This is a genomic window from Pseudomonas gorinensis (assembly GCF_042015035.1).
Classification (GTDB): domain Bacteria; phylum Pseudomonadota; class Gammaproteobacteria; order Pseudomonadales; family Pseudomonadaceae; genus Aquipseudomonas; species Aquipseudomonas gorinensis.
The window spans coordinates 6,583,471-6,602,956 of record NZ_CP167125.1 but is presented as its reverse complement, the minus strand read 5'-3'; the positions used below and the strand labels follow the sequence as shown (position 1 = coordinate 6,602,956).

General features: G+C 54.6%; 27 protein-coding genes. All 27 read left to right on the top strand.

The features are described from left to right. Positions 1-14 precede the first annotated feature (14 nt). A complete protein-coding gene (gene rpoC / locus AB7933_RS30255; protein ID WP_024077679.1) occupies positions 15-4,214 on the top strand; it encodes a DNA-directed RNA polymerase subunit beta' in 4,200 nt (1,399 codons plus the stop codon). Between the two features lie 217 nt (positions 4,215-4,431). Continuing rightward, positions 4,432-4,803, top strand: a complete 372-nt coding sequence (rpsL, locus tag AB7933_RS30250; RefSeq protein ID WP_002555494.1) for a 30S ribosomal protein S12 — start codon at positions 4,432-4,434, stop codon at positions 4,801-4,803. A gap of 118 nt (positions 4,804-4,921) precedes the next feature. After that, entirely contained in the window at positions 4,922-5,392 is a 471-nt protein-coding gene (gene rpsG, locus AB7933_RS30245; protein ID WP_002555493.1) for a 30S ribosomal protein S7, read from the top strand. A 30-nt stretch (positions 5,393-5,422) separates the two neighbouring features. Further along, positions 5,423-7,528: an elongation factor G gene (fusA, locus tag AB7933_RS30240; protein WP_024077678.1), complete on the top strand. Its 2,106-nt coding sequence runs from the start codon at positions 5,423-5,425 to the stop codon at positions 7,526-7,528. Between the two features lie 30 nt (positions 7,529-7,558). Further along, positions 7,559-8,752, top strand: a complete 1,194-nt coding sequence (gene tuf / locus AB7933_RS30235) for an elongation factor Tu (protein WP_010566854.1) — start codon at positions 7,559-7,561, stop codon at positions 8,750-8,752. A 156-nt stretch (positions 8,753-8,908) separates the two neighbouring features. Continuing rightward, positions 8,909-9,220 carry a 30S ribosomal protein S10 gene (gene rpsJ / locus AB7933_RS30230; protein WP_003186070.1) on the top strand — a complete coding sequence of 104 codons (312 nt, stop codon included), beginning with the start codon at positions 8,909-8,911 and terminating at the stop codon, positions 9,218-9,220. Positions 9,221-9,301: 81 nt separating this feature from the next. Continuing rightward, positions 9,302-9,937 (top strand): 50S ribosomal protein L3, encoded by a 636-nt coding sequence (gene rplC, locus AB7933_RS30225; RefSeq protein WP_007253310.1) that lies wholly within the window; start codon positions 9,302-9,304, stop codon positions 9,935-9,937. Between the two features lie 12 nt (positions 9,938-9,949). Further along, a complete protein-coding gene (gene rplD, locus AB7933_RS30220) occupies positions 9,950-10,552 on the top strand; it encodes a 50S ribosomal protein L4 (RefSeq protein ID WP_003210082.1) in 603 nt (200 codons plus the stop codon). Next, entirely contained in the window at positions 10,549-10,848 is a 300-nt protein-coding gene (gene rplW, locus AB7933_RS30215; RefSeq protein WP_002555488.1) for a 50S ribosomal protein L23, read from the top strand. Before rplD ends, rplW begins: the two co-directional genes overlap by 4 nt. Before the next feature lie 14 nt (positions 10,849-10,862). Then, positions 10,863-11,687: a 50S ribosomal protein L2 gene (gene rplB / locus AB7933_RS30210; RefSeq protein WP_003210080.1), complete on the top strand. Its 825-nt coding sequence runs from the start codon at positions 10,863-10,865 to the stop codon at positions 11,685-11,687. Between the two features lie 16 nt (positions 11,688-11,703). Next, a complete protein-coding gene (gene rpsS, locus AB7933_RS30205; protein WP_003232420.1) occupies positions 11,704-11,979 on the top strand; it encodes a 30S ribosomal protein S19 in 276 nt (91 codons plus the stop codon). An 11-nt stretch (positions 11,980-11,990) separates the two neighbouring features. Next, on the top strand, positions 11,991-12,323 hold the full coding sequence (rplV, locus tag AB7933_RS30200) for a 50S ribosomal protein L22 (RefSeq protein WP_003103908.1): 333 nt from the start codon (positions 11,991-11,993) through the stop codon (positions 12,321-12,323). A 13-nt stretch (positions 12,324-12,336) separates the two neighbouring features. Beyond that, positions 12,337-13,023 carry a 30S ribosomal protein S3 gene (gene rpsC, locus AB7933_RS30195; protein WP_003176422.1) on the top strand — a complete coding sequence of 229 codons (687 nt, stop codon included), beginning with the start codon at positions 12,337-12,339 and terminating at the stop codon, positions 13,021-13,023. Positions 13,024-13,035: 12 nt separating this feature from the next. Then, entirely contained in the window at positions 13,036-13,449 is a 414-nt protein-coding gene (gene rplP / locus AB7933_RS30190) for a 50S ribosomal protein L16 (protein WP_003232424.1), read from the top strand. Next, entirely contained in the window at positions 13,449-13,640 is a 192-nt protein-coding gene (gene rpmC / locus AB7933_RS30185; RefSeq protein ID WP_002555481.1) for a 50S ribosomal protein L29, read from the top strand. The genes rplP and rpmC overlap by 1 nt, the downstream gene beginning before the upstream one ends. A 2-nt stretch (positions 13,641-13,642) precedes the next feature. Continuing rightward, positions 13,643-13,909, top strand: a complete 267-nt coding sequence (rpsQ, locus tag AB7933_RS30180; RefSeq protein WP_003176419.1) for a 30S ribosomal protein S17 — start codon at positions 13,643-13,645, stop codon at positions 13,907-13,909. A gap of 23 nt (positions 13,910-13,932) precedes the next feature. Further along, on the top strand, positions 13,933-14,301 hold the full coding sequence (gene rplN / locus AB7933_RS30175) for a 50S ribosomal protein L14 (protein WP_002555479.1): 369 nt from the start codon (positions 13,933-13,935) through the stop codon (positions 14,299-14,301). 11 nt (positions 14,302-14,312) lie between these two features. Then, positions 14,313-14,627 carry a 50S ribosomal protein L24 gene (gene rplX / locus AB7933_RS30170; protein ID WP_007896770.1) on the top strand — a complete coding sequence of 105 codons (315 nt, stop codon included), beginning with the start codon at positions 14,313-14,315 and terminating at the stop codon, positions 14,625-14,627. Between the two features lie 22 nt (positions 14,628-14,649). Continuing rightward, on the top strand, positions 14,650-15,189 hold the full coding sequence (rplE, locus tag AB7933_RS30165) for a 50S ribosomal protein L5 (RefSeq protein WP_003194642.1): 540 nt from the start codon (positions 14,650-14,652) through the stop codon (positions 15,187-15,189). A 13-nt stretch (positions 15,190-15,202) separates the two neighbouring features. After that, complete coding sequence (gene rpsN / locus AB7933_RS30160; RefSeq protein ID WP_003176414.1) at positions 15,203-15,508, top strand: 30S ribosomal protein S14; 306 nt, start codon at positions 15,203-15,205, stop codon at positions 15,506-15,508. 206 nt (positions 15,509-15,714) lie between these two features. Beyond that, positions 15,715-16,107 carry a 30S ribosomal protein S8 gene (rpsH, locus tag AB7933_RS30155; RefSeq protein ID WP_017848802.1) on the top strand — a complete coding sequence of 131 codons (393 nt, stop codon included), beginning with the start codon at positions 15,715-15,717 and terminating at the stop codon, positions 16,105-16,107. A gap of 12 nt (positions 16,108-16,119) precedes the next feature. Beyond that, positions 16,120-16,653 (top strand): 50S ribosomal protein L6, encoded by a 534-nt coding sequence (gene rplF / locus AB7933_RS30150; protein ID WP_024077677.1) that lies wholly within the window; start codon positions 16,120-16,122, stop codon positions 16,651-16,653. A gap of 10 nt (positions 16,654-16,663) precedes the next feature. After that, entirely contained in the window at positions 16,664-17,014 is a 351-nt protein-coding gene (gene rplR / locus AB7933_RS30145; protein WP_003186037.1) for a 50S ribosomal protein L18, read from the top strand. A gap of 3 nt (positions 17,015-17,017) precedes the next feature. Further along, a complete protein-coding gene (gene rpsE / locus AB7933_RS30140; RefSeq protein WP_003186035.1) occupies positions 17,018-17,518 on the top strand; it encodes a 30S ribosomal protein S5 in 501 nt (166 codons plus the stop codon). A 2-nt stretch (positions 17,519-17,520) separates the two neighbouring features. Next, complete coding sequence (rpmD, locus tag AB7933_RS30135; RefSeq protein WP_003176408.1) at positions 17,521-17,697, top strand: 50S ribosomal protein L30; 177 nt, start codon at positions 17,521-17,523, stop codon at positions 17,695-17,697. A 3-nt stretch (positions 17,698-17,700) separates the two neighbouring features. Continuing rightward, positions 17,701-18,138: a 50S ribosomal protein L15 gene (rplO, locus tag AB7933_RS30130; RefSeq protein WP_003176407.1), complete on the top strand. Its 438-nt coding sequence runs from the start codon at positions 17,701-17,703 to the stop codon at positions 18,136-18,138. After that, complete coding sequence (secY, locus tag AB7933_RS30125; RefSeq protein ID WP_003176406.1) at positions 18,139-19,467, top strand: preprotein translocase subunit SecY; 1,329 nt, start codon at positions 18,139-18,141, stop codon at positions 19,465-19,467. It abuts the gene before it with no gap. Positions 19,468-19,486 lie beyond the last annotated feature (19 nt).

Genomic DNA, 19,486 nt, shown 5'->3' with positions numbered 1-19,486 from the left:
CAGGAGGAAAGGCCTTGAAAGACCTACTGAATTTGCTGAAAAACCAGGGTCAAGTCGAAGAGTTCGACGCCATCCGTATTGGGTTGGCATCGCCTGAGATGATCCGTTCGTGGTCGTTCGGTGAAGTTAAAAAGCCGGAAACCATCAACTACCGTACGTTCAAACCTGAGCGTGACGGCCTGTTCTGCGCCAAGATCTTTGGCCCGGTAAAGGATTACGAGTGCCTGTGCGGTAAGTACAAGCGCTTGAAGCACCGTGGTGTGATCTGCGAGAAGTGCGGCGTTGAAGTTGCATTGGCCAAGGTTCGTCGTGAGCGCATGGCGCACATCGAGCTGGCTTCGCCGGTTGCCCACATCTGGTTCCTGAAATCGCTGCCGTCCCGTATCGGCTTGCTGATGGACATGACCCTGCGTGATATCGAACGCGTTCTCTACTTCGAGAGCTATGTCGTTATCGATCCAGGCATGACCACCCTTGAAAAAGGCCAGCTGCTGAACGACGAGCAGTACTTCGAAGCGCTGGAAGAGTTCGGTGACGATTTCGATGCCCGCATGGGTGCCGAAGCGGTCCGTGAATTGCTGCACGCTATCGACCTGGAGCACGAGATTGGTCGCCTGCGTGAAGAAATTCCGCAAACCAACTCCGAAACCAAGATCAAGAAGCTGTCCAAGCGTCTGAAGTTGATGGAGGCCTTCCAAGGTTCCGGCAACTTGCCAGAGTGGATGGTGCTGACCGTTCTGCCGGTTCTGCCGCCAGACCTGCGTCCGCTGGTGCCGTTGGATGGTGGTCGTTTCGCGACGTCCGACCTCAACGATCTGTATCGCCGAGTGATCAACCGTAACAACCGCTTGAAGCGCCTGCTTGATCTGTCCGCTCCGGACATCATTGTGCGCAACGAAAAGCGTATGTTGCAGGAAGCGGTCGATGCCCTGCTGGACAACGGTCGTCGTGGCCGCGCTATCACCGGTTCCAACAAGCGTCCTCTGAAATCCTTGGCTGACATGATCAAGGGTAAGCAAGGTCGTTTCCGTCAGAACTTGCTCGGTAAGCGTGTTGACTACTCCGGTCGTTCGGTAATTACCGTAGGCCCGACCCTGCGTCTGCACCAGTGCGGTCTGCCTAAGAAGATGGCTCTCGAGCTGTTCAAGCCGTTCATTTTCGGCAAGCTGGAAATGCGCGGTCTCGCGACCACCATCAAAGCGGCCAAGAAAATGGTCGAGCGCGAACTGCCAGAGGTCTGGGACGTTCTTGCTGAAGTGATTCGCGAACACCCGGTTCTCCTCAACCGTGCACCGACCCTTCACCGTCTGGGTATCCAGGCGTTTGAACCGGTACTGATCGAAGGTAAGGCTATCCAGCTGCACCCTCTGGTCTGTGCTGCGTACAACGCCGACTTCGACGGTGACCAAATGGCCGTGCACGTACCGCTGACACTGGAAGCCCAGTTGGAAGCGCGTGCGTTGATGATGTCGACCAACAACATCCTGTCGCCAGCCAACGGTGAGCCAATCATCGTTCCGTCGCAGGACGTTGTATTGGGTCTGTACTACATGACGCGTGAAGCGATCAACGCCAAGGGCGAAGGTCGTGTGTTCGCTGACCTGCAGGAAGTTGACCGTGTGTTCCGTGCCGGCGAAGCCGCACTGCACGCCAAGGTCAAGGTGCGGATCAACGAAACCGTCAACGACCGTGACGGCGGCAGCGTGACCAACACCCGTATCGTCGACACCACTGTCGGTCGTGCGCTGTTGTATCAAGTTGTGCCAAAAGGTCTGTCGTACGACGTCGTCAACCTGCCGATGAAGAAAAAGGCGATCTCCAAGCTGATCAACCAGTGCTACCGCGTGGTTGGTTTGAAAGAGACCGTGATCTTCGCTGACCAGTTGATGTACACCGGTTTTGCTTACTCGACTATTTCCGGCGTTTCCATCGGTGTTAACGACTTCGTTATCCCGGATGAAAAAGCTCAGATCATCGGCGCTGCTACCGATGAAGTGAAAGAGATCGAAAGCCAATACGCCTCCGGCCTGGTAACCCAGGGCGAGAAGTACAACAAAGTGATCGACCTTTGGTCCAAAGCCAACGACGAAGTGTCGAAGGCAATGATGGCTAACCTCTCGAAAGAGAAGGTTATTGACCGTCATGGTGTGGAAGTCGACCAAGAGTCGTTCAACTCGATGTACATGATGGCTGACTCGGGTGCGCGGGGTTCTGCTGCGCAGATCCGTCAGCTCGCCGGTATGCGTGGCCTGATGGCCAAGCCGGACGGTTCCATCATTGAGACGCCGATTACCGCGAACTTCCGTGAAGGTTTGAGCGTACTTCAGTACTTCATCTCGACTCACGGTGCTCGTAAAGGTCTGGCGGATACCGCGTTGAAAACCGCTAACTCCGGTTACCTGACTCGTCGTCTGGTAGACGTGGCGCAAGACTTGGTTGTGACTGAAGTCGACTGCGGCACCGAACACGGTCTGCTGATGACTCCGCACATCGAAGGCGGTGACGTTGTTGAGCCGTTGGGTGAGCGCGTACTGGGTCGAGTCATCGCCCGTGACGTATTCAAGCCAGGTACCGAGGAAATTATCGTTCCTGCTGGCACCCTGGTAGATGAGAAGTGGGTCGAGTTCATCGAACTCAACAGCATCGACGAAGTGATCGTTCGCTCGCCGATCAGCTGCGAAACCCGCTATGGCATTTGCGCCAAGTGCTACGGCCGTGACTTGGCTCGTGGTCATCAGGTGAACATCGGTGAAGCGGTCGGCGTTATCGCTGCCCAGTCCATCGGTGAGCCGGGTACCCAGCTGACCATGCGTACGTTCCACATCGGTGGTGCGGCAAGCCGGACCTCCGCAGCCGATAGCGTTCAGGTGAAGAATGGCGGTACCGTCCGTCTGCACAACCTGAAGCACGTTGAGCGAGTGGATGGTCACCTGGTTGCCGTGTCCCGTTCCGGTGAGCTGGCAATCGCTGATGACTACGGTCGTGAGCGCGAGCGCTACAAGCTGCCGTACGGTGCTGTGATTTCGGTTAAAGAGGGTGACAAGGTCGACGCTGGCGCAATCGTGGCCAAGTGGGATCCGCACACTCACCCAATCGTTACCGAAATGAAAGGTACCGTGACCTACGTGGGCATGGAAGAAGGCATCACGATCAAGCGTCAGACTGACGAATTGACCGGTATGACCAACATTGAAGTACTCGACGCGAAAGATCGTCCAGCTGCCGGTAAAGACATCCGTCCTGCCGTGAAGATGGTTGATGACAACGGTAAAGATCTGTTGCTGCCAGGCACTGACGTAATCGCTCAGTACTTCCTGCCAGCCAACGCCCTGGTCGGTGTAGCGGATGGTGCGAAGATCGCGATCGGTGATGTTATCGCGCGTATCCCGCAAGAAACTTCGAAGACCCGTGACATCACCGGTGGTCTGCCGCGTGTTGCCGACTTGTTCGAAGCTCGTCGTCCGAAAGAAGCGTCGATTCTGGCTGAAGTCAGCGGCACCATCGCGTTCGGTAAAGAGACCAAGGGCAAGCGTCGTCTGGTCATTACCCCGAACGACGGTAGCGATCCGTATGAAGAGCTGATTCCGAAGTGGCGTCACCTGAACGTCTTCGAAGGCGAACAGGTAAACCGCGGCGAAGTTATCTCTGACGGTCCAAGCGATCCACACGACATCCTGCGTCTGCTGGGTGTAAGTGCGCTGGCCAAGTACATCGTTAACGAGATCCAGGACGTTTACCGCCTGCAAGGCGTGAAGATCAACGATAAGCACATCGAGACCATCCTGCGTCAGATGCTGCGTAAAGTTGAAATCGCTGAATCCGGCGATTCCAGTTTCATCAAGGGCGACCAGATGGAACTGACTCACGTGCTGGTAGAGAACGAGCGCTTGAGCGCGGAAGACAAGTTTGTTTCCAAGTTCACTCGCGTGCTGCTGGGTATCACCAAGGCGTCGTTGTCCACTGAGTCGTTCATCTCGGCGGCCTCCTTCCAGGAGACCACTCGCGTACTGACCGAAGCAGCGGTAACCGGCAAGCGCGATTACCTGCGTGGCCTGAAAGAAAACGTGGTTGTGGGTCGACTGATCCCGGCCGGTACCGGTTTGGCTTACCACAGCGAGCGTAAGCGCCGCCGTGAAGCTGACAAGCCGCTGCGCGTAAGCGCCAGTGAAGTGGAAGCTGCACTGACCGAAGCACTGAACTCAAGCGGTAACTGAGTTCAGCGATAAATAAGTCCGGGCCCTGGCAGCCCCCATTCGTCGGATCGAGGCAGTATTGCCCCGGTTCAATGAGAGGGGACGTCGGGGCCTTGCCTTGACTGGGGGCAAGATCCTCTTTAGACTCTTGTACCCCTAAATTTGGCGGGAATTCGTTCCTGCCATTTTGCTTTTCTTGTAAGACAATAGCGTCGCAAGACAACAGTGGAGCTAGTAGATGGCAACTATCAACCAGCTGGTACGTCAGCCGCGTAAGCGTATCGTCGAGAAATCCGACGTGCCTGCGCTGCAGAACTGCCCGCAACGTCGTGGCGTATGCACTCGCGTGTATACCACTACGCCGAAAAAACCTAACTCGGCACTGCGTAAAGTATGCCGTGTGCGTCTGACCAACGGTTTCGAGGTTTCCTCGTACATCGGTGGTGAAGGCCACAACCTGCAAGAGCACAGCGTGGTACTGATCCGCGGCGGTCGTGTAAAAGACTTGCCAGGTGTTCGTTACCACACCGTACGCGGCTCCTTGGATACTTCCGGCGTTAAAGGTCGTAACCAGGGTCGTTCGAAGTACGGTACCAAGAAGCCTAAGTAGTAGCGGCTTTTTGCAAAACTGAATCATCTTATTTTCTGAGTCGATAAGAGTAAGGTCGGAGGCGCCCCTGAAGGGCACCAATTCCGAGCGAACCTGAAGACCGTTTGAGGGCTTATCCATGCCAAGAAGACGCGTAGCAGCCAAGCGCGAAGTGCTTGACGATCCAAAATACGGAAGCCAGATCCTGGCCAAGTTCATGAACCACGTGATGGAAAGCGGCAAGAAAGCCGTTGCCGAACGTATCGTTTATGGCGCGCTGGAAAAGGTTAAAGAACGCAAGAACAGCGACCCCCTGGAAATCTTCGAGAAAGCTCTCGACGCCATCGCTCCGCTGGTCGAAGTGAAGTCGCGCCGTGTAGGCGGTGCTACTTACCAGGTTCCGGTTGAAGTTCGTCCGTCCCGTCGTAATGCTCTGGCAATGCGCTGGTTGGTAGACTTCGCCCGTAAGCGCGGCGAGAAGTCTATGGCTCTGCGTTTGGCTGGCGAACTGTTGGACGCTGCTGAAGGCAAAGGCGCTGCAGTTAAGAAGCGTGAAGACGTGCACCGTATGGCTGAAGCTAACAAAGCTTTCTCGCACTACCGCTTCTAAATCCAGCGTCACTAATTTTGCGAGGGCTTTATGGCTCGTACTACACCGATTAATCGCTACCGTAACATTGGTATCGTTGCTCACGTGGATGCTGGTAAAACCACCACCACCGAGCGCGTCCTTTTTTACACTGGCAAAAGTCACAAGATGGGCGAGGTGCATGACGGCGCCGCGACCACAGACTGGATGGTTCAGGAGCAGGAGCGTGGTATTACCATTACTTCTGCTGCTATTACCGCCTTCTGGAAAGGTTCCGAGAAGCAGTACAAGGACGAGCACCGCTTCAACGTTATCGATACCCCGGGCCACGTAGACTTCACTATTGAAGTTGAGCGTTCCCTGCGCGTACTCGACGGCGCTGTCGTTGTGTTTTGCGGTACCTCGGGTGTTGAGCCTCAGTCGGAAACCGTATGGCGTCAAGCCAACAAGTACGGCGTTCCACGTCTTGTTTATGTAAACAAGATGGACCGTGCTGGTGCCAACTTCCTGCGCGTGATCGGTCAGATCAAGCAGCGTCTGGGTCACACTCCGGTGCCTATCCAATTGGCTATCGGTTCCGAAGATAACTTCCAGGGTCAGATCGATCTGATCGCCATGGAAGCTGTCTACTGGAACGACGCTGACAAAGGTATGGTCCCTGTTCGCAAGCCTATCCCTGCAGAACTGCAGGAACTGGCTGACGAGTGGCGCAACAACATGGTGGAGGCTGCGGCCGAAGCCAGCGAAGAGCTGATGAACAAGTACCTCGAAGGTGAAGAACTCACCAACGTGGAAATCAAGGCTGCTCTGCGTCAGCGTACTATTGCTGGCGAGATCGTCTTGGCTGTTTGCGGTTCCTCGTTCAAGAACAAGGGTGTTCCCCTGGTTCTCGATGCTGTGATCGACTACCTGCCGGCTCCAACCGACATTCCTGCTATCAAGGGTACTAACCCTGATAACGAGGAAGAAGAGATGGAGCGTCATGCAGACGACAGCGAGCCTTTCTCGGCCCTGGCGTTCAAGATCGCTACCGACCCATTCGTGGGTACCTTGACCTTCGTCCGCGTTTACTCGGGCGTGTTGGCCTCCGGCGACGGCGTGATCAACTCGGTTAAAGGTAAGAAAGAGCGCGTGGGTCGTATGGTGCAAATGCACGCAAACGCCCGTGAAGAGATCAAGGAAGTGCGCGCTGGTGACATCGCGGCCTTGATCGGCATGAAGGACGTCACCACTGGTGAGACTTTGTGCGACGCTGCTAAGCCAATCATCCTGGTTCGCATGGACTTCCCGGAGCCGGTTATTTCGGTTGCCGTAGAGCCTAAGACCAAGGATGACCAGGAAAAAATGGGTATCGCTCTGGGCAAGCTTGCTCAGGAAGATCCATCTTTCCGCGTCAAGACTGATGAAGAGACTGGTCAAACGATCATCTCCGGCATGGGCGAGTTGCACCTGGACATCCTGGTTGACCGGATGCGCCGTGAGTTCAACGTCGAAGCCAACATCGGTAAGCCTCAGGTTTCCTATCGTGAGCGCATCACGAAGAACTGTGAAATCGAAGGCAAGTTCGTTCGTCAATCCGGCGGTCGTGGTCAGTTCGGTCACTGCTGGATCCGTTTTGCTCCTGCTGACGAAGGTCAAGAAGGTCTGCAATTCGTGAACGAAGTAGTTGGTGGTGTTGTTCCTAAGGAATACATCCCGGCTATCCAGAAGGGTATCGAAGAGCAGATGAAGAACGGTGTTGTTGCCGGCTATCCGCTGATCGGCCTGAAAGCAACCGTTTTTGACGGTTCTTACCACGACGTCGACTCCAACGAGATGGCGTTTAAGGTGGCTGCTTCCATGGCAACCAAGCAACTGGCCCAGAAGGGCGGTGGTGAGTTGCTTGAGCCAATCATGGCGGTAGAAGTTGTTACACCTGAAGACTATATGGGTGATGTCATGGGCGACCTTAACCGTCGTCGCGGCATGATCTTGGGTATGGAAGACACGGTTTCCGGCAAAGTGATTCGCGCCGAGGTTCCGTTGGGTGAGATGTTCGGTTATGCGACCGACGTTCGCTCCATGTCCCAGGGTCGCGCAAGCTACTCTATGGAATTCAAAAAATACAACACAGCTCCGGCGCACATCGCTGAAACTGTATCCAAAAAACAAGGCTGATTCAGTCCTTTAGGCAAGGAGTTAATTGTCGTGGCTAAAGAAAAATTTGATCGTTCCCTACCGCACGTCAACGTTGGCACCATCGGTCACGTTGACCACGGTAAAACCACTCTGACTGCTGCTCTGACTCGCGTTTGCTCCGAAGTATTCGGTTCCGCAATCGTTGATTTCGATAAAATCGACAGCGCACCAGAAGAAAAAGCTCGTGGTATCACCATCAACACCGCGCACGTTGAGTACAACTCTTCGATCCGTCACTACGCTCACGTTGACTGCCCAGGTCACGCTGACTATGTGAAGAACATGATCACCGGTGCTGCCCAGATGGACGGCGCTATCCTGGTTTGCTCGGCCGCTGATGGTCCGATGCCACAAACCCGTGAGCACATCCTGCTGTCCCGTCAGGTTGGCGTTCCGTACATCGTGGTTTACCTGAACAAGGCTGACCTGGTAGACGACGCTGAGCTGCTGGAACTGGTTGAGATGGAAGTGCGCGATCTGCTGAGCACTTACGACTTCCCAGGCGACGACACTCCGATCATCATCGGTTCTGCTCGTATGGCTCTGGAAGGCAAAGACGACAACGAAATGGGCACCACGTCCGTTAAGAAACTGGTTGAGACTCTGGACAGCTACATCCCAGATCCAGTTCGCGTTATCGACAAGCCATTCCTGATGCCGATCGAAGACGTATTCTCGATCTCTGGTCGTGGTACTGTTGTTACCGGTCGTATCGAGCGCGGTATCGTTAAGGTTCAAGATCCACTGGAAATCGTTGGTCTGCGTGACACTACCGTCACCACCTGCACCGGTGTTGAAATGTTCCGTAAACTGCTCGACGAAGGTCGTGCAGGCGAGAACTGCGGCGTTCTGCTGCGTGGTACCAAGCGTGACGACGTTGAGCGTGGCCAGGTTCTGGTTAAGCCAGGTTCGGTTAAGCCGCACACCAAGTTCGAAGCTGAAGTGTACGTGCTGAGCAAAGAAGAAGGCGGTCGTCACACTCCGTTCTTCAAAGGCTACCGTCCACAGTTCTACTTCCGTACTACTGACGTGACTGGTAACTGCGAACTGCCGGAAGGCGTTGAAATGGTAATGCCAGGCGACAACATCAAAATGGTTGTCACCCTGATCAAAACCATCGCAATGGAAGACGGTCTGCGCTTCGCTATTCGTGAAGGCGGCCGTACCGTTGGTGCTGGCGTTGTAGCTAAAATCATCGAGTAAGCTCTTTTTGAGTTAGCTCCGATGCTTTGAGAAAGCCCCCGCTCAGCGGGGGCTTTTTTATTGGGTTGACACCTACTGGGGGCGTCTATAGAATTGCGCCTCCTTTTAACGGGCGTATTGCGCCCGGTGGGAATAGCAGCCGGAGTCTGAAATCCAATGCAAAATCAGCAAATCCGTATCAGGTTGAAGGCTTTTGACCATCGCCTGATCGACCAATCCACCCAGGAAATCGTGGAAACCGCGAAACGTACTGGTGCACAAGTGCGTGGTCCAATTCCACTGCCTACCCGTAAAGAGCGGTTCACCGTTCTGGTCTCCCCGCACGTCAACAAAGACGCGCGTGACCAGTACGAGATCCGTACTCATAAGCGCGTACTGGACATCGTCCAGCCAACGGATAAAACCGTTGATGCACTTATGAAGCTTGATCTGGCGGCCGGTGTGGAAGTACAGATCAGCCTCGGCTAAGACTTGGGTCTTAGTCGTGTAACGCTCTGAAATGGGCGGCCATAGCGGGTGAAAGCCCCGTACACTCATGAGGTTTACAACATGACTATTGGTGTAGTCGGTCGTAAATGCGGTATGACCCGTATTTTCACCGAAGAAGGTGTCTCCATTCCGGTCACGGTCATTGAGATCGAGCCGAATCGCGTCACCCAGTTCAAAACTGAAGAAACCGATGGCTATCGTGCAGTGCAAGTCACTGTCGGCGAGCGTCGTGCTTCGCGCGTGACTGCTGCTCAAGCAGGTCACTTCGCTAAAGCAAACGTTGCAGCTGGTCGTACTGTTATGGAGTTCCGTCTTGAAGAAGGCGACTACCAGGCAGGCGATCTGATCAACGCTGAAATCTTCGCCGCTGGTCAACTGGTTGATGTAACCGGTCAGTCCAAAGGTAAAGGCTTCCAGGGTACGATCAAGCGTTGGAATTTCCGTGGCCAAGACAACACTCACGGTAACTCCGTTTCCCACCGCGTCCCGGGCTCTATTGGCCAGTGCCAGACTCCTGGTCGTGTATTCAAGGGCAAAAAAATGTCCGGTCATATGGGCGCTGAGCGCGTGACCGTGCAGTCCCTCGAAGTAGTGCGCGTCGACGCTGAACGCAATCTGTTGTTGGTCAAGGGTGCTGTTCCTGGCGCTACTGGCGGCAACCTGGTTGTACGTCCAGCGGCCAAGGCTCGCGGTTAAGGGGAAGCTGACATGCAATTAAATGTAAATGACGCTCAAGCGATCGAAGTTTCCGAACTGACATTTGGCGGCGAATTCAACGAGACGCTGGTTCACCAAGCAGTCGTGGCCTACATGGCCGGCGGCCGTCAAGGTAGCAAGCAGCAAAAGACCCGTTCCGACGTTCGTGGTGGCGGTAAGCGCCCTTGGCGTCAGAAAGGTACTGGCCGTGCTCGTGCCGGTACTATCCGTAGCCCAATCTGGCGTGGCGGCGGTACCACTTTCGCAGCTCGTCCGCAGGATCACACTCAGAAGCTCAACAAGAAGATGTATCGCGCAGCACTGCGCTCCATCCTTGCTGAACTCGTGCGTACTGATCGTCTGGTCGTGGTTCAGGACTTCGCTGTTGAAGCGCCGAAAACCAAAGATCTGCTGAACAAGCTGAACGGCATGGGCCTGACTGACGTCTTGATCGTGTCTGAAGCTGTTGATCAGAACCTGTACCTGGCTGCTCGCAACCTGCCACACGTTGATGTACGTGACGTGCAAGGTTCCGATCCAGTTAGTCTGATCGCATACGACAAGGTGTTGATCACCGTGTCGGCCGTGAAGAAATTCGAGGAGCTGCTGGGATGAACCAGGAACGCGTATTTAAAGTTCTGCTTGGCCCGCACGTTTCCGAAAAGGCTACGGTTCTGGCTGACAAGAAAGGCCAGTTCGTTTTCAAGGTTGCGACTGACGCAACCAAGCTGGAAATCAAGAAGGCCGTCGAAAGCCTGTTCAGCGTGAAAGTAGAGCGTGTTACTACCCTGAATGTTCTGGGTAAGAGCAAGCGCACTGCTCGCGGTCTGGGCAAGCGTAATGACTGGAAGAAGGCAGTTATCTCCCTTCAACCAGGCCAAGATCTCGATTTCAGCAGCAGTGCTGAGTAAGGAAGGGGTGCATCATGGCAATCGTTAAATGCAAACCGACTTCCCCTGGCCGCCGTTTTGTGGTCAAGGTGGTCAACCAGGAGCTGCATAAAGGCGCTCCTCACGCACCGCTGCTCGAGAAGAAATCGAAGACTGGTGGTCGTAACAACAATGGTCGTATTACCACTCGTCACATCGGTGGTGGCCATAAGCAGCATTATCGTCTGGTCGACTTCCGTCGCAACGACAAAGATGGCATCGCTGCCACTGTCGAGCGTATCGAATACGATCCAAACCGTACTGCTCACATCGCTCTGCTGCTGTACGCAGATGGCGAGCGTCGCTACATCATCGCCCCTAAAGGCGTGAGCGCTGGCGACCAGCTGATCGCAGGTGCCTTGGCACCGATCAAGCCGGGCAACGCTCTGCAACTGCGCAACATTCCGGTTGGTAGCACCGTACACGGCATCGAATTGAAGCCAGGTAAAGGCGCGCAAATCGCTCGTTCCGCTGGTGCTTCGGCTCAGCTGATCGCTCGTGAAGGTGTCTACGTGACCCTGCGTCTGCGTTCTGGTGAGATGCGTAAAGTGCTGGCTGAATGCCGCGCGACCCTGGGTGAAGTCTCGAACTCCGAGCACAGCCTGCGTTCGCTGGGTAAAGCTGGTGCCAAACGCTGGCGTGGCGTTCGCCCAACCGTTCGTGGTGTTGCCATGAACCCGGTTGACCACCCACACGGTGGTGGTGAAGGTCGTACCTCTGGTGGTCGTCATCCGGTATCGCCATGGGGCTTCCCGACTAAGGGCGCGAAGACTCGTGGTAATAAGCGTACCGACAAAATGATCGTCCGTCGTCGCAAGTAAATAGAGGGATACGACAGTGCCACGTTCTCTGAAAAAAGGTCCTTTTATTGATCTTCACCTACTGAAGAAGATCGAAGTGGCGGCGGAAAAGAACGATCGCAAACCAGTTAAGACCTGGTCGCGTCGTTCGATGATCCTGCCACAAATGGTCGGCTTGACCATCGCAGTACACAACGGTCGTCTGCACGTCCCAGTTCTCGTTAACGAAGACATGGTCGGCCACAAACTAGGCGAGTTTGCCGGTACCCGCACTTATCGTGGGCACGTGGCAGACAAGAAAGCCAAGCGTTAAGGGGTAAGGAAATGGAAGTAGCCGCTAAGTTGTCGGGCGCTCGAATCTCCGCCCAGAAAGCCCGCTTGGTCGCCGACCAGATCCGCGGGAAGAAGGTGGGCGAAGCGCTCAACCTGTTGGCTTTCAGCAGTAAGAAAGCCGCCGAGATCATGAAGAAAGTGCTGGAGTCGGCCGTAGCCAACGCCGAGCATAACGAAGGCGCAGACGTTGATGACCTGAAGGTCAGCACCGTTTTCGTCAACGAAGGGCGTTCGCTGAAGCGTATCATGCCGCGTGCCAAAGGCCGTGCTGATCGCATCGTCAAGCGGTCTTGCCATATCACTGTCAAGGTTGCTGACAAGTAACGGAGTCGAAGAGATGGGTCAGAAAGTACATCCCATTGGCATTCGCCTGGGAATCGTCAAGGAGCACACCTCCGTCTGGTACGCAGACGGTCGGACTTATGCGGACTATTTGTTCGCTGATCTGAAGGTGCGTGAGTATCTCCAAGACAAACTAAAAAGCGCGTCCGTAAGCCGTATCGATATCCATCGTCCGGCGCAAACTGCACGTATCACCATCCACACCGCTCGTCCAGGTATCGTTATCGGGAAGAAAGGTGAAGATGTTGAGAAACTGCGTCAGGACCTGACCAAGCAAATGGGTGTGCCTGTGCACATCAATATCGAAGAGATCCGCAAGCCGGAGCTCGACGGTATGCTGGTTGCGCAGAGCGTAGCTCAGCAGCTGGAGCGTCGCGTAATGTTCCGTCGCGCTATGAAGCGCGCTGTACAGAACGCCATGCGCATTGGTGCCAAAGGCATCAAAATCCAAGTGAGCGGTCGTCTCGGCGGTGCTGAAATCGCACGTACTGAATGGTATCGCGAAGGTCGTGTGCCGTTGCACACCCTGCGTGCCGACATCGACTATGCCAACTACGAAGCTCACACCACTTACGGTGTGATCGGTGTAAAGGTTTGGATCTTCAAAGGCGAAGTAATTGGTGGTCGCCAAGAAGAACTGAAACCACAAGCACCAGCGCCTCGTAAAAAAGCTGCTAAGTAAGGGGTACGCCAAATGTTGCAACCAAAGCGTACGAAGTTCCGCAAGCAGATGACAGGCCACAACCGTGGTCTGGCTCAGCGCGGTAGCAAAGTCAGCTTCGGCGAATTCGCGCTGAAGTCTGTAGCTCGTGGTCGTCTCACCGCTCGTCAGATCGAGTCAGCGCGTCGTGCTCTGACCCGTCACGTAAAACGTGGCGGCAAGATCTGGATCCGTGTATTCCCGGACAAGCCGATTTCCAAAAAGCCCCTCGAAGTTCGGATGGGTAAAGGTAAGGGTAACGTGGAATACTGGGTAGCCCAGATTCAGCCAGGCAAAGTCCTGTATGAAATCGAGGGTGTAACTGAAGAGCTGGCGCGTGAGGCTTTTGCCCTGGCTGCTGCAAAGCTGCCGCTCGCCACCGCCTTTGTTAAACGGACGGTGATGTGATGAAAGCGAATGAACTTCGTGAAAAATCCGCACAGCAGCTGAACGAGCAACTGCTCGGCCTGCTGCGCGACCAGTTCAATCTGCGTATGCAGAAAGCAACTGGCCAGTTGGGGCAGTCTCATCTGCTCTCGCAAGTTAAGCGTGACATTGCTCGCGTGAAGACTGTGCTCAACCAGCAGGCAGGTAAGTGATCATGGCTGAAGCCGAAAAGACTGTCCGTACGCTGACTGGCCGTGTTGTCAGCGACAAGATGGACAAAACCATCACCGTTCTGATCGAGCGTCGCGTTAAGCACCCGATCTACGGTAAATATGTTAAGCGTTCGACTAAGCTGCACGCGCACGACGAAACCAATCAGTGCCACATCGGCGACAAAGTCACTATTCGTGAAACTCGTCCGCTGGCCAAGACTAAGTCTTGGGCACTGGTTGATGTTCTCGAACGCGCTGTGGAAGTCTAAGGACTAGGGGTCGGAGAAATTATATGATTCAGACTCAATCCATGCTCGATGTGGCCGATAACAGCGGCGCTCGCCGTGTTATGTGCATCAAGGTGCTGGGTGGCTCCCATCGTCGTTACGCTGGTATCGGTGACATCATCAAAGTTACCGTCAAGGAAGCAATTCCTCGCGGTAAAGTGAAAAAAGGCCAAGTGATGACTGCTGTTGTAGTCCGCACTCGTCACGGCGTACGTCGTGCAGATGGCTCCATTATCCGCTTTGATGGCAACGCTGCTGTTCTTCTGAACAACAAGCAAGAGCCGATCGGCACCCGTATCTTTGGGCCAGTGACCCGTGAACTTCGTACTGAGAAGTTCATGAAGATCGTCTCGCTCGCCCCAGAAGTGCTGTAAGGAGATCCGACATGCAAAAGATTCGTCGTGACGACGAGATCATCGTGATCGCCGGCAAAGACAAAGGTAAGCGCGGTAAGGTGCTGAAGGTTCTCGCTGACGACCGTCTGGTCGTTGGTGGTCTGAACCTGGTCAAGCGTCATACCAAGCCTAACCCGATGTCGGGCGTACAGGGCGGTATCGTCGAGAAAGAAGCGCCATTGCACGCTTCTAACGTCGCCATCTTCAACGGCGAAACCAACAAGGCTGATCGTGTTGGTTTCAAAGTAGAAGACGGTAAGAAAATTCGTGTCTTCAAGTCGACCCAAAAAGCGGTTGATGCTTGAACACTGCTAGGTAGATAAGACCATGGCACGACTACAAGAGATTTACCGGAAGGAAATCGCCCCCAAGCTTAAGGAAGAACTTAAGCTCGGGAACGTGATGGAAGTTCCGCGCGTTACCAAAATCACCCTGAACATGGGTCTGGGCGAAGCGATCGGCGACAAAAAAGTCATCGAGCACGCTGTTGCTGACCTGGAAAAGATCACCGGTCAAAAAGTCGTTGTGACTTACGCTCGGAAATCCATCGCTGGCTTTAAAGTCCGTGAAGGTTGGCCGATCGGCGTCAAAGTGACTCTGCGCCGTGAGCGTATGTACGAATTCCTGGATCGTCTGCTGTCGATCTCCCTGCCTCGGGTTCGCGACTTCCGCGGCCTGAATGCCAAGTCCTTTGATGGTCGTGGTAACTACAGCATGGGCGTGAAAGAGCAGATCATTTTCCCGGAAATCGACTACGACAAGATCGATGCTCTCCGCGGTCTGGACATCACCCTGACCACCACTGCCAAGAACGATGATGAAGGTCGCGCCCTGTTGCGTGCTTTCAAATTCCCGTTCCGCAACTGATTGGAGTAGGACCATGGCCAAGATGAGCATGAAAAACCGCGAGCTGAAACGTCAGCTCACGGTTGCCAAGTACGCCAAGAAGCGTGCAGCACTGAAAGCAATCATCGTTGATCTGAACGCAAGTCCAGAAGCGCGTTGGGAAGCTACAGTTGCTCTGCAGAAGCAGCCACGTGACGCAAGCGCCTCGCGCATGCGTAACCGCTGCCGCCTGACTGGTCGTCCACACGGCGTTTACCGCAAGTTCGGCCTCGGCCGTAACAAACTGCGTGAAGCGGCAATGCGTGGCGACGTACCAGGTCTGGTTAAAGCCAGTTGGTAAGTACTTTCAAAGTCCGGGTGGTCGGGATCGCAAGATACTGACCGCCGGTACCTTGAATCTGGAACAAGCCCCTTTTGGGGCTTGTTTCATTTCCGGAGTGTGTCTAGAATACCCGGCTCGCCTGAGCCCGTGTTTTCTATGCTCGGAGATACTCAGCGACATATGTAGCCGTAAGGCTAATTTTTTGTATTAGGAGCGTCTAGCCCATGAGTATGCAGGACCCGTTAGCGGACATGCTAACTCGTATCCGTAATGCCCAGATGGCTGAAAAGTCCGTCGTAAGCATGCCATCTTCCACGTTGAAGGTAGCTGTTGCCAAAGTCCTGAAAGACGAAGGCTACATTGCGGGTTATCAGATCAGCAGCGAAATCAAGCCACTGCTGTCCATCGAGCTGAAGTACTTCGAAGGCCGTCCGGTCATCGAGGAAGTGAAGCGCGTTAGCCGTCCAGGCCTGCGTCAGTACAAGTCCGTTGAGGATCTGCCAAAAGTTCGTGGCGGTCTTGGCGTGTCTATCGTCTCCACCAACAAAGGTGTGATGACGGATCGTGCTGCGCGCGCTGCCGGTGTCGGCGGCGAAGTTCTTTGCACTGTGTTCTAAGGGGGGATAAGCATGTCTCGCGTCGCTAAGAACCCCGTTAAGCTGCCAGCCGGTGTCGAAGTCAAATTCGCAGGCCAACAGCTTTCGGTGAAGGGTGCCAAGGGTACTCTTGAACTGAACATCCATTCGTCCGTTGAGATCGTTGAAGAAGCTGGTGAGCTGCGTTTCGCTGCTCGCAATGGCGATCAACAAACTCGCGCAATGGCCGGTACCACGCGTGCGTTGGTAAACAACATGGTCCAAGGCGTAAGCCAAGGCTTCGAGCGTAAGCTCCAGCTGGTCGGTGTTGGTTACAAAGCGCAAGCAAAAGGCTCGGTTTTGAACCTGGCCCTTGGCTTCTCGCACCCAGTGGATTACGAACTGCCGGAAGGCATCACCGCTGAGACTCCTAGCCAGACCGATATCCTGATCAAGGGCATCGATAAGCAGCTGGTAGGTCAGGTGGCCGCTGAGATCCGCGACTTCCGTCCACCAGAGCCGTACAAAGGCAAAGGTGTGCGCTACGCGGACGAAGTCGTCCGTCGTAAAGAAGCCAAGAAGAAGTAGGGCATAGCAAATGACCGACAAAAAAGTTACTCGACTGCGTCGCGCTCGCAAAGCACGCCTGAAAATGCACGAACTAGAAGTCGTGCGTCTCTGCGTGTTCCGCTCGTCGCAGCACATCTACGCCCAGGTCATCTCGGCCGACGGCAACAAAGTCCTGGCCAGCGCCTCGACTTTGGATAAAGAACTGCGTGATGGTGCCACTGGCAACATCGACGCGGCCACAAAGGTTGGCCAGCTGGTCGCTACGCGTGCTAAGGCCGCTGGCGTCTCGCAAGTGGCTTTCGACCGCTCTGGCTTCAAGTACCACGGCCGCGTTAAAGCGCTGGCTGATGCTGCTCGTGAAGCTGGGCTGGAGTTCTAAGTTATGTCAAATAACGACCAAAAGCGCGACGAAGGCTACATTGAGAAGCTGGTTCAAGTTAACCGCGTAGCCAAAACCGTTAAAGGCGGCCGTATCTTCACTTTCACCGCGTTGACCGTGGTTGGTGATGGTAAAGGGCGTGTTGGCTTCGGCCGTGGCAAGTCACGTGAAGTGCCTGCTGCGATCCAGAAGGCAATGGAAGCTGCTCGTCGCAACATGATTCAAGTTGACCTGAACGGCACCACTCTGCAGTACGCAATGAAGTCTGCTCATGGCGCTTCGAAGGTGTACATGCAGCCTGCTTCTGAAGGTACCGGTATCATCGCTGGCGGCGCTATGCGTGCTGTCCTCGAAGTTGCTGGCGTTCAGAACGTTCTGGCCAAGTGCTACGGCTCGACTAACCCGGTAAACGTGGTTCACGCCACTTTCAAAGGTTTGAAAGCTATGCAATCTCCTGAATCCATTGCCGCCAAGCGTGGCAAAAGCGTCAAGGAGATCTTCTGATCATGGCTACCGTTAAAGTAACGCTGATCAAAAGCATGACCGGCCGCATCCCTAACCACAAATTGTGCGTTAAGGGTTTGGGTCTGCGTCGCATCGGTCACACTGTAGAAGTCCAGGATACTCCCGAGAATCGCGGGATGATCAACAAGGCTTACTACATGCTGCGTGTCGAGGGTTAATCGATGAAACTCAATGATCTGAGTCCAGCGCCGGGTTCCCGTCGCGAAAAGCATCGTCCGGGCCGTGGTATCGGTAGCGGTTTGGGTAAGACTGGTGGCCGTGGCCACAAAGGTCAAACCTCCCGCTCCGGTGGCACCATTGCTCCAGGCTTTGAAGGCGGTCAACAGCCGCTGCATCGTCGCCTGCCTAAGTTCGGTTTCGTTTCCCTGAAGGCCATGGACCGCGCAGAAGTGCGTCTGTCCGAGCTGGCTAAAGTGGAAGGCGACATCGTTACTGTGCAGACCCTGAAAGATGCCAACGTGATCAACGTCAACGTACAGCGTGTGAAAATCATGCTGTCCGGTGAAGTGACTCGCGCTGTCACTATCGGCAAGGGAATCGGCGCCACCAAAGGTGCGCGTTCGGCTATCGAAGCAGCTGGCGGCAAGTTCGAGGAATAAATGGCTAAGCAAGGTGCTCTCTCAGCGCTCGGCAAAGGCGGTATGTCTGAACTTTGGGCTCGTCTGCGTTTTCTGTTCCTGGCGATTATCGTCTACCGAATAGGCGCACACATCCCGGTTCCAGGTATCAATCCGGACCGACTCGCAGACCTGTTTCGACAGAATGAGGGGACCATTCTTAGCTTGTTCAACATGTTTTCTGGCGGCGCGCTGGAACGGATGAGCATTTTTGCACTGGGGATCATGCCGTACATCTCGGCATCGATCATCATGCAACTGATGACAGCCGTCAGCCCGCAGCTGGAGCAGTTGAAGAAGGAAGGTGAAGCTGGCCGTCGCAAGATTAGCCAGTACACCCGCTACGGCACTGTCATCCTCGCCCTGGTTCAAGCTATCGGCATGTCCGTTGGCCTGGCGGGGCAGGGTGTTGCGTTCACTGGTGACTTTGGCTTCCATTTCGTCGCGGTATCCACGTTTGTGGCTGGTGCGATGTTCATGATGTGGCTGGGTGAGCAGATTACTGAGCGTGGTGTTGGCAACGGTATCTCGATGTTGATTTTCGCAGGTATCGTCGCCGGTCTTCCGAGAGCAATCGGGCAGTCTTTCGAGTCTGCACGTCAGGGTGATATCAACATTTTCGCCTTGGTTGCCATCGGTTTGCTGGCAGTAGCGATTATCGGTTTTGTGGTGTTCATTGAGCGTGGCCAGCGTCGTATTGCTGTTCACTACGCCAAGCGTCAGCAGGGCCGCAAGGTTTTTGCTGCGCAGACCAGCCACTTGCCGCTGAAAGTGAATATGGCCGGTGTTATTCCGGCAATCTTCGCGAGCAGCATCTTGCTGTTTCCGGCTTCGTTGGGTACCTGGTTTGGTCAGTCTGAAAATATGGGCTGGCTGCAGGACCTCTCTCAGTCGATCGCTCCTGGTCAGCCGTTGAATATTCTGCTGTTTAGTGCAGGGATTATTTTCTTCTGCTTCTTCTATACGGCGTTGATGTTCAATCCGAAAGACGTAGCGGAAAACCTGAAGAAGTCCGGTGCCTTTATTCCGGGCATCCGTCCAGGTGAGCAGTCTGCACGCTACATTGATGGCGTTCTGACTCGTTTGACCCTGTTCGGTGCTCTATATATGACGGCCGTCTGCTTGTTGCCCCAGTTCCTGGTGGTTGCAGCAAACGTTCCGTTCTACCTTGGCGGGACCTCGTTGCTGATCGTGGTCGTGGTTGTGATGGACTTCATGTCCCAAGTACAATCGCACCTCGTTTCGCACCAGTACGAATCCCTGATGAAGAAAGCCAACCTGAAGGGTTACGGCAGCGGCATGTTGCGCTGAGTACCCATAAGGTTCGAGG

Bases quoted from the DNA above. Each gene is read 5' to 3' on its own strand.
- rplX (WP_007896770.1), top strand. From the start codon at position 14,313: ATGCAAAAGATTCGTCGTGACGACGAGATCATCGTGATCGCCGGCAAA.
- rplO (WP_003176407.1), top strand. From the start codon at position 17,701: ATGAAACTCAATGATCTGAGTCCAGCGCCGGGTTCCCGTCGCGAAAAG.
- rplN (WP_002555479.1), top strand. From the start codon at position 13,933: ATGATTCAGACTCAATCCATGCTCGATGTGGCCGATAACAGCGGCGCT.
- fusA (WP_024077678.1), top strand. From the start codon at position 5,423: ATGGCTCGTACTACACCGATTAATCGCTACCGTAACATTGGTATCGTT.
- rplD (WP_003210082.1), top strand. From the start codon at position 9,950: ATGCAATTAAATGTAAATGACGCTCAAGCGATCGAAGTTTCCGAACTG.
- rpmD (WP_003176408.1), top strand. From the start codon at position 17,521: ATGGCTACCGTTAAAGTAACGCTGATCAAAAGCATGACCGGCCGCATC.
- rplW (WP_002555488.1), top strand. From the start codon at position 10,549: ATGAACCAGGAACGCGTATTTAAAGTTCTGCTTGGCCCGCACGTTTCC.
- secY (WP_003176406.1), top strand. From the start codon at position 18,139: ATGGCTAAGCAAGGTGCTCTCTCAGCGCTCGGCAAAGGCGGTATGTCT.
- rpmC (WP_002555481.1), top strand. From the start codon at position 13,449: ATGAAAGCGAATGAACTTCGTGAAAAATCCGCACAGCAGCTGAACGAG.
- rpsG (WP_002555493.1), top strand. From the start codon at position 4,922: ATGCCAAGAAGACGCGTAGCAGCCAAGCGCGAAGTGCTTGACGATCCA.
- rplR (WP_003186037.1), top strand. From the start codon at position 16,664: ATGACCGACAAAAAAGTTACTCGACTGCGTCGCGCTCGCAAAGCACGC.
- rpsC (WP_003176422.1), top strand. From the start codon at position 12,337: ATGGGTCAGAAAGTACATCCCATTGGCATTCGCCTGGGAATCGTCAAG.
- rpsH (WP_017848802.1), top strand. From the start codon at position 15,715: ATGAGTATGCAGGACCCGTTAGCGGACATGCTAACTCGTATCCGTAAT.
- rpsQ (WP_003176419.1), top strand. From the start codon at position 13,643: ATGGCTGAAGCCGAAAAGACTGTCCGTACGCTGACTGGCCGTGTTGTC.
- rplV (WP_003103908.1), top strand. From the start codon at position 11,991: ATGGAAGTAGCCGCTAAGTTGTCGGGCGCTCGAATCTCCGCCCAGAAA.
- rplB (WP_003210080.1), top strand. From the start codon at position 10,863: ATGGCAATCGTTAAATGCAAACCGACTTCCCCTGGCCGCCGTTTTGTG.
- rpsL (WP_002555494.1), top strand. From the start codon at position 4,432: ATGGCAACTATCAACCAGCTGGTACGTCAGCCGCGTAAGCGTATCGTC.
- rpsN (WP_003176414.1), top strand. From the start codon at position 15,203: ATGGCCAAGATGAGCATGAAAAACCGCGAGCTGAAACGTCAGCTCACG.
- rplF (WP_024077677.1), top strand. From the start codon at position 16,120: ATGTCTCGCGTCGCTAAGAACCCCGTTAAGCTGCCAGCCGGTGTCGAA.
- rplE (WP_003194642.1), top strand. From the start codon at position 14,650: ATGGCACGACTACAAGAGATTTACCGGAAGGAAATCGCCCCCAAGCTT.
- rplC (WP_007253310.1), top strand. From the start codon at position 9,302: ATGACTATTGGTGTAGTCGGTCGTAAATGCGGTATGACCCGTATTTTC.
- rpsJ (WP_003186070.1), top strand. From the start codon at position 8,909: ATGCAAAATCAGCAAATCCGTATCAGGTTGAAGGCTTTTGACCATCGC.
- rpsE (WP_003186035.1), top strand. From the start codon at position 17,018: ATGTCAAATAACGACCAAAAGCGCGACGAAGGCTACATTGAGAAGCTG.
- rplP (WP_003232424.1), top strand. From the start codon at position 13,036: ATGTTGCAACCAAAGCGTACGAAGTTCCGCAAGCAGATGACAGGCCAC.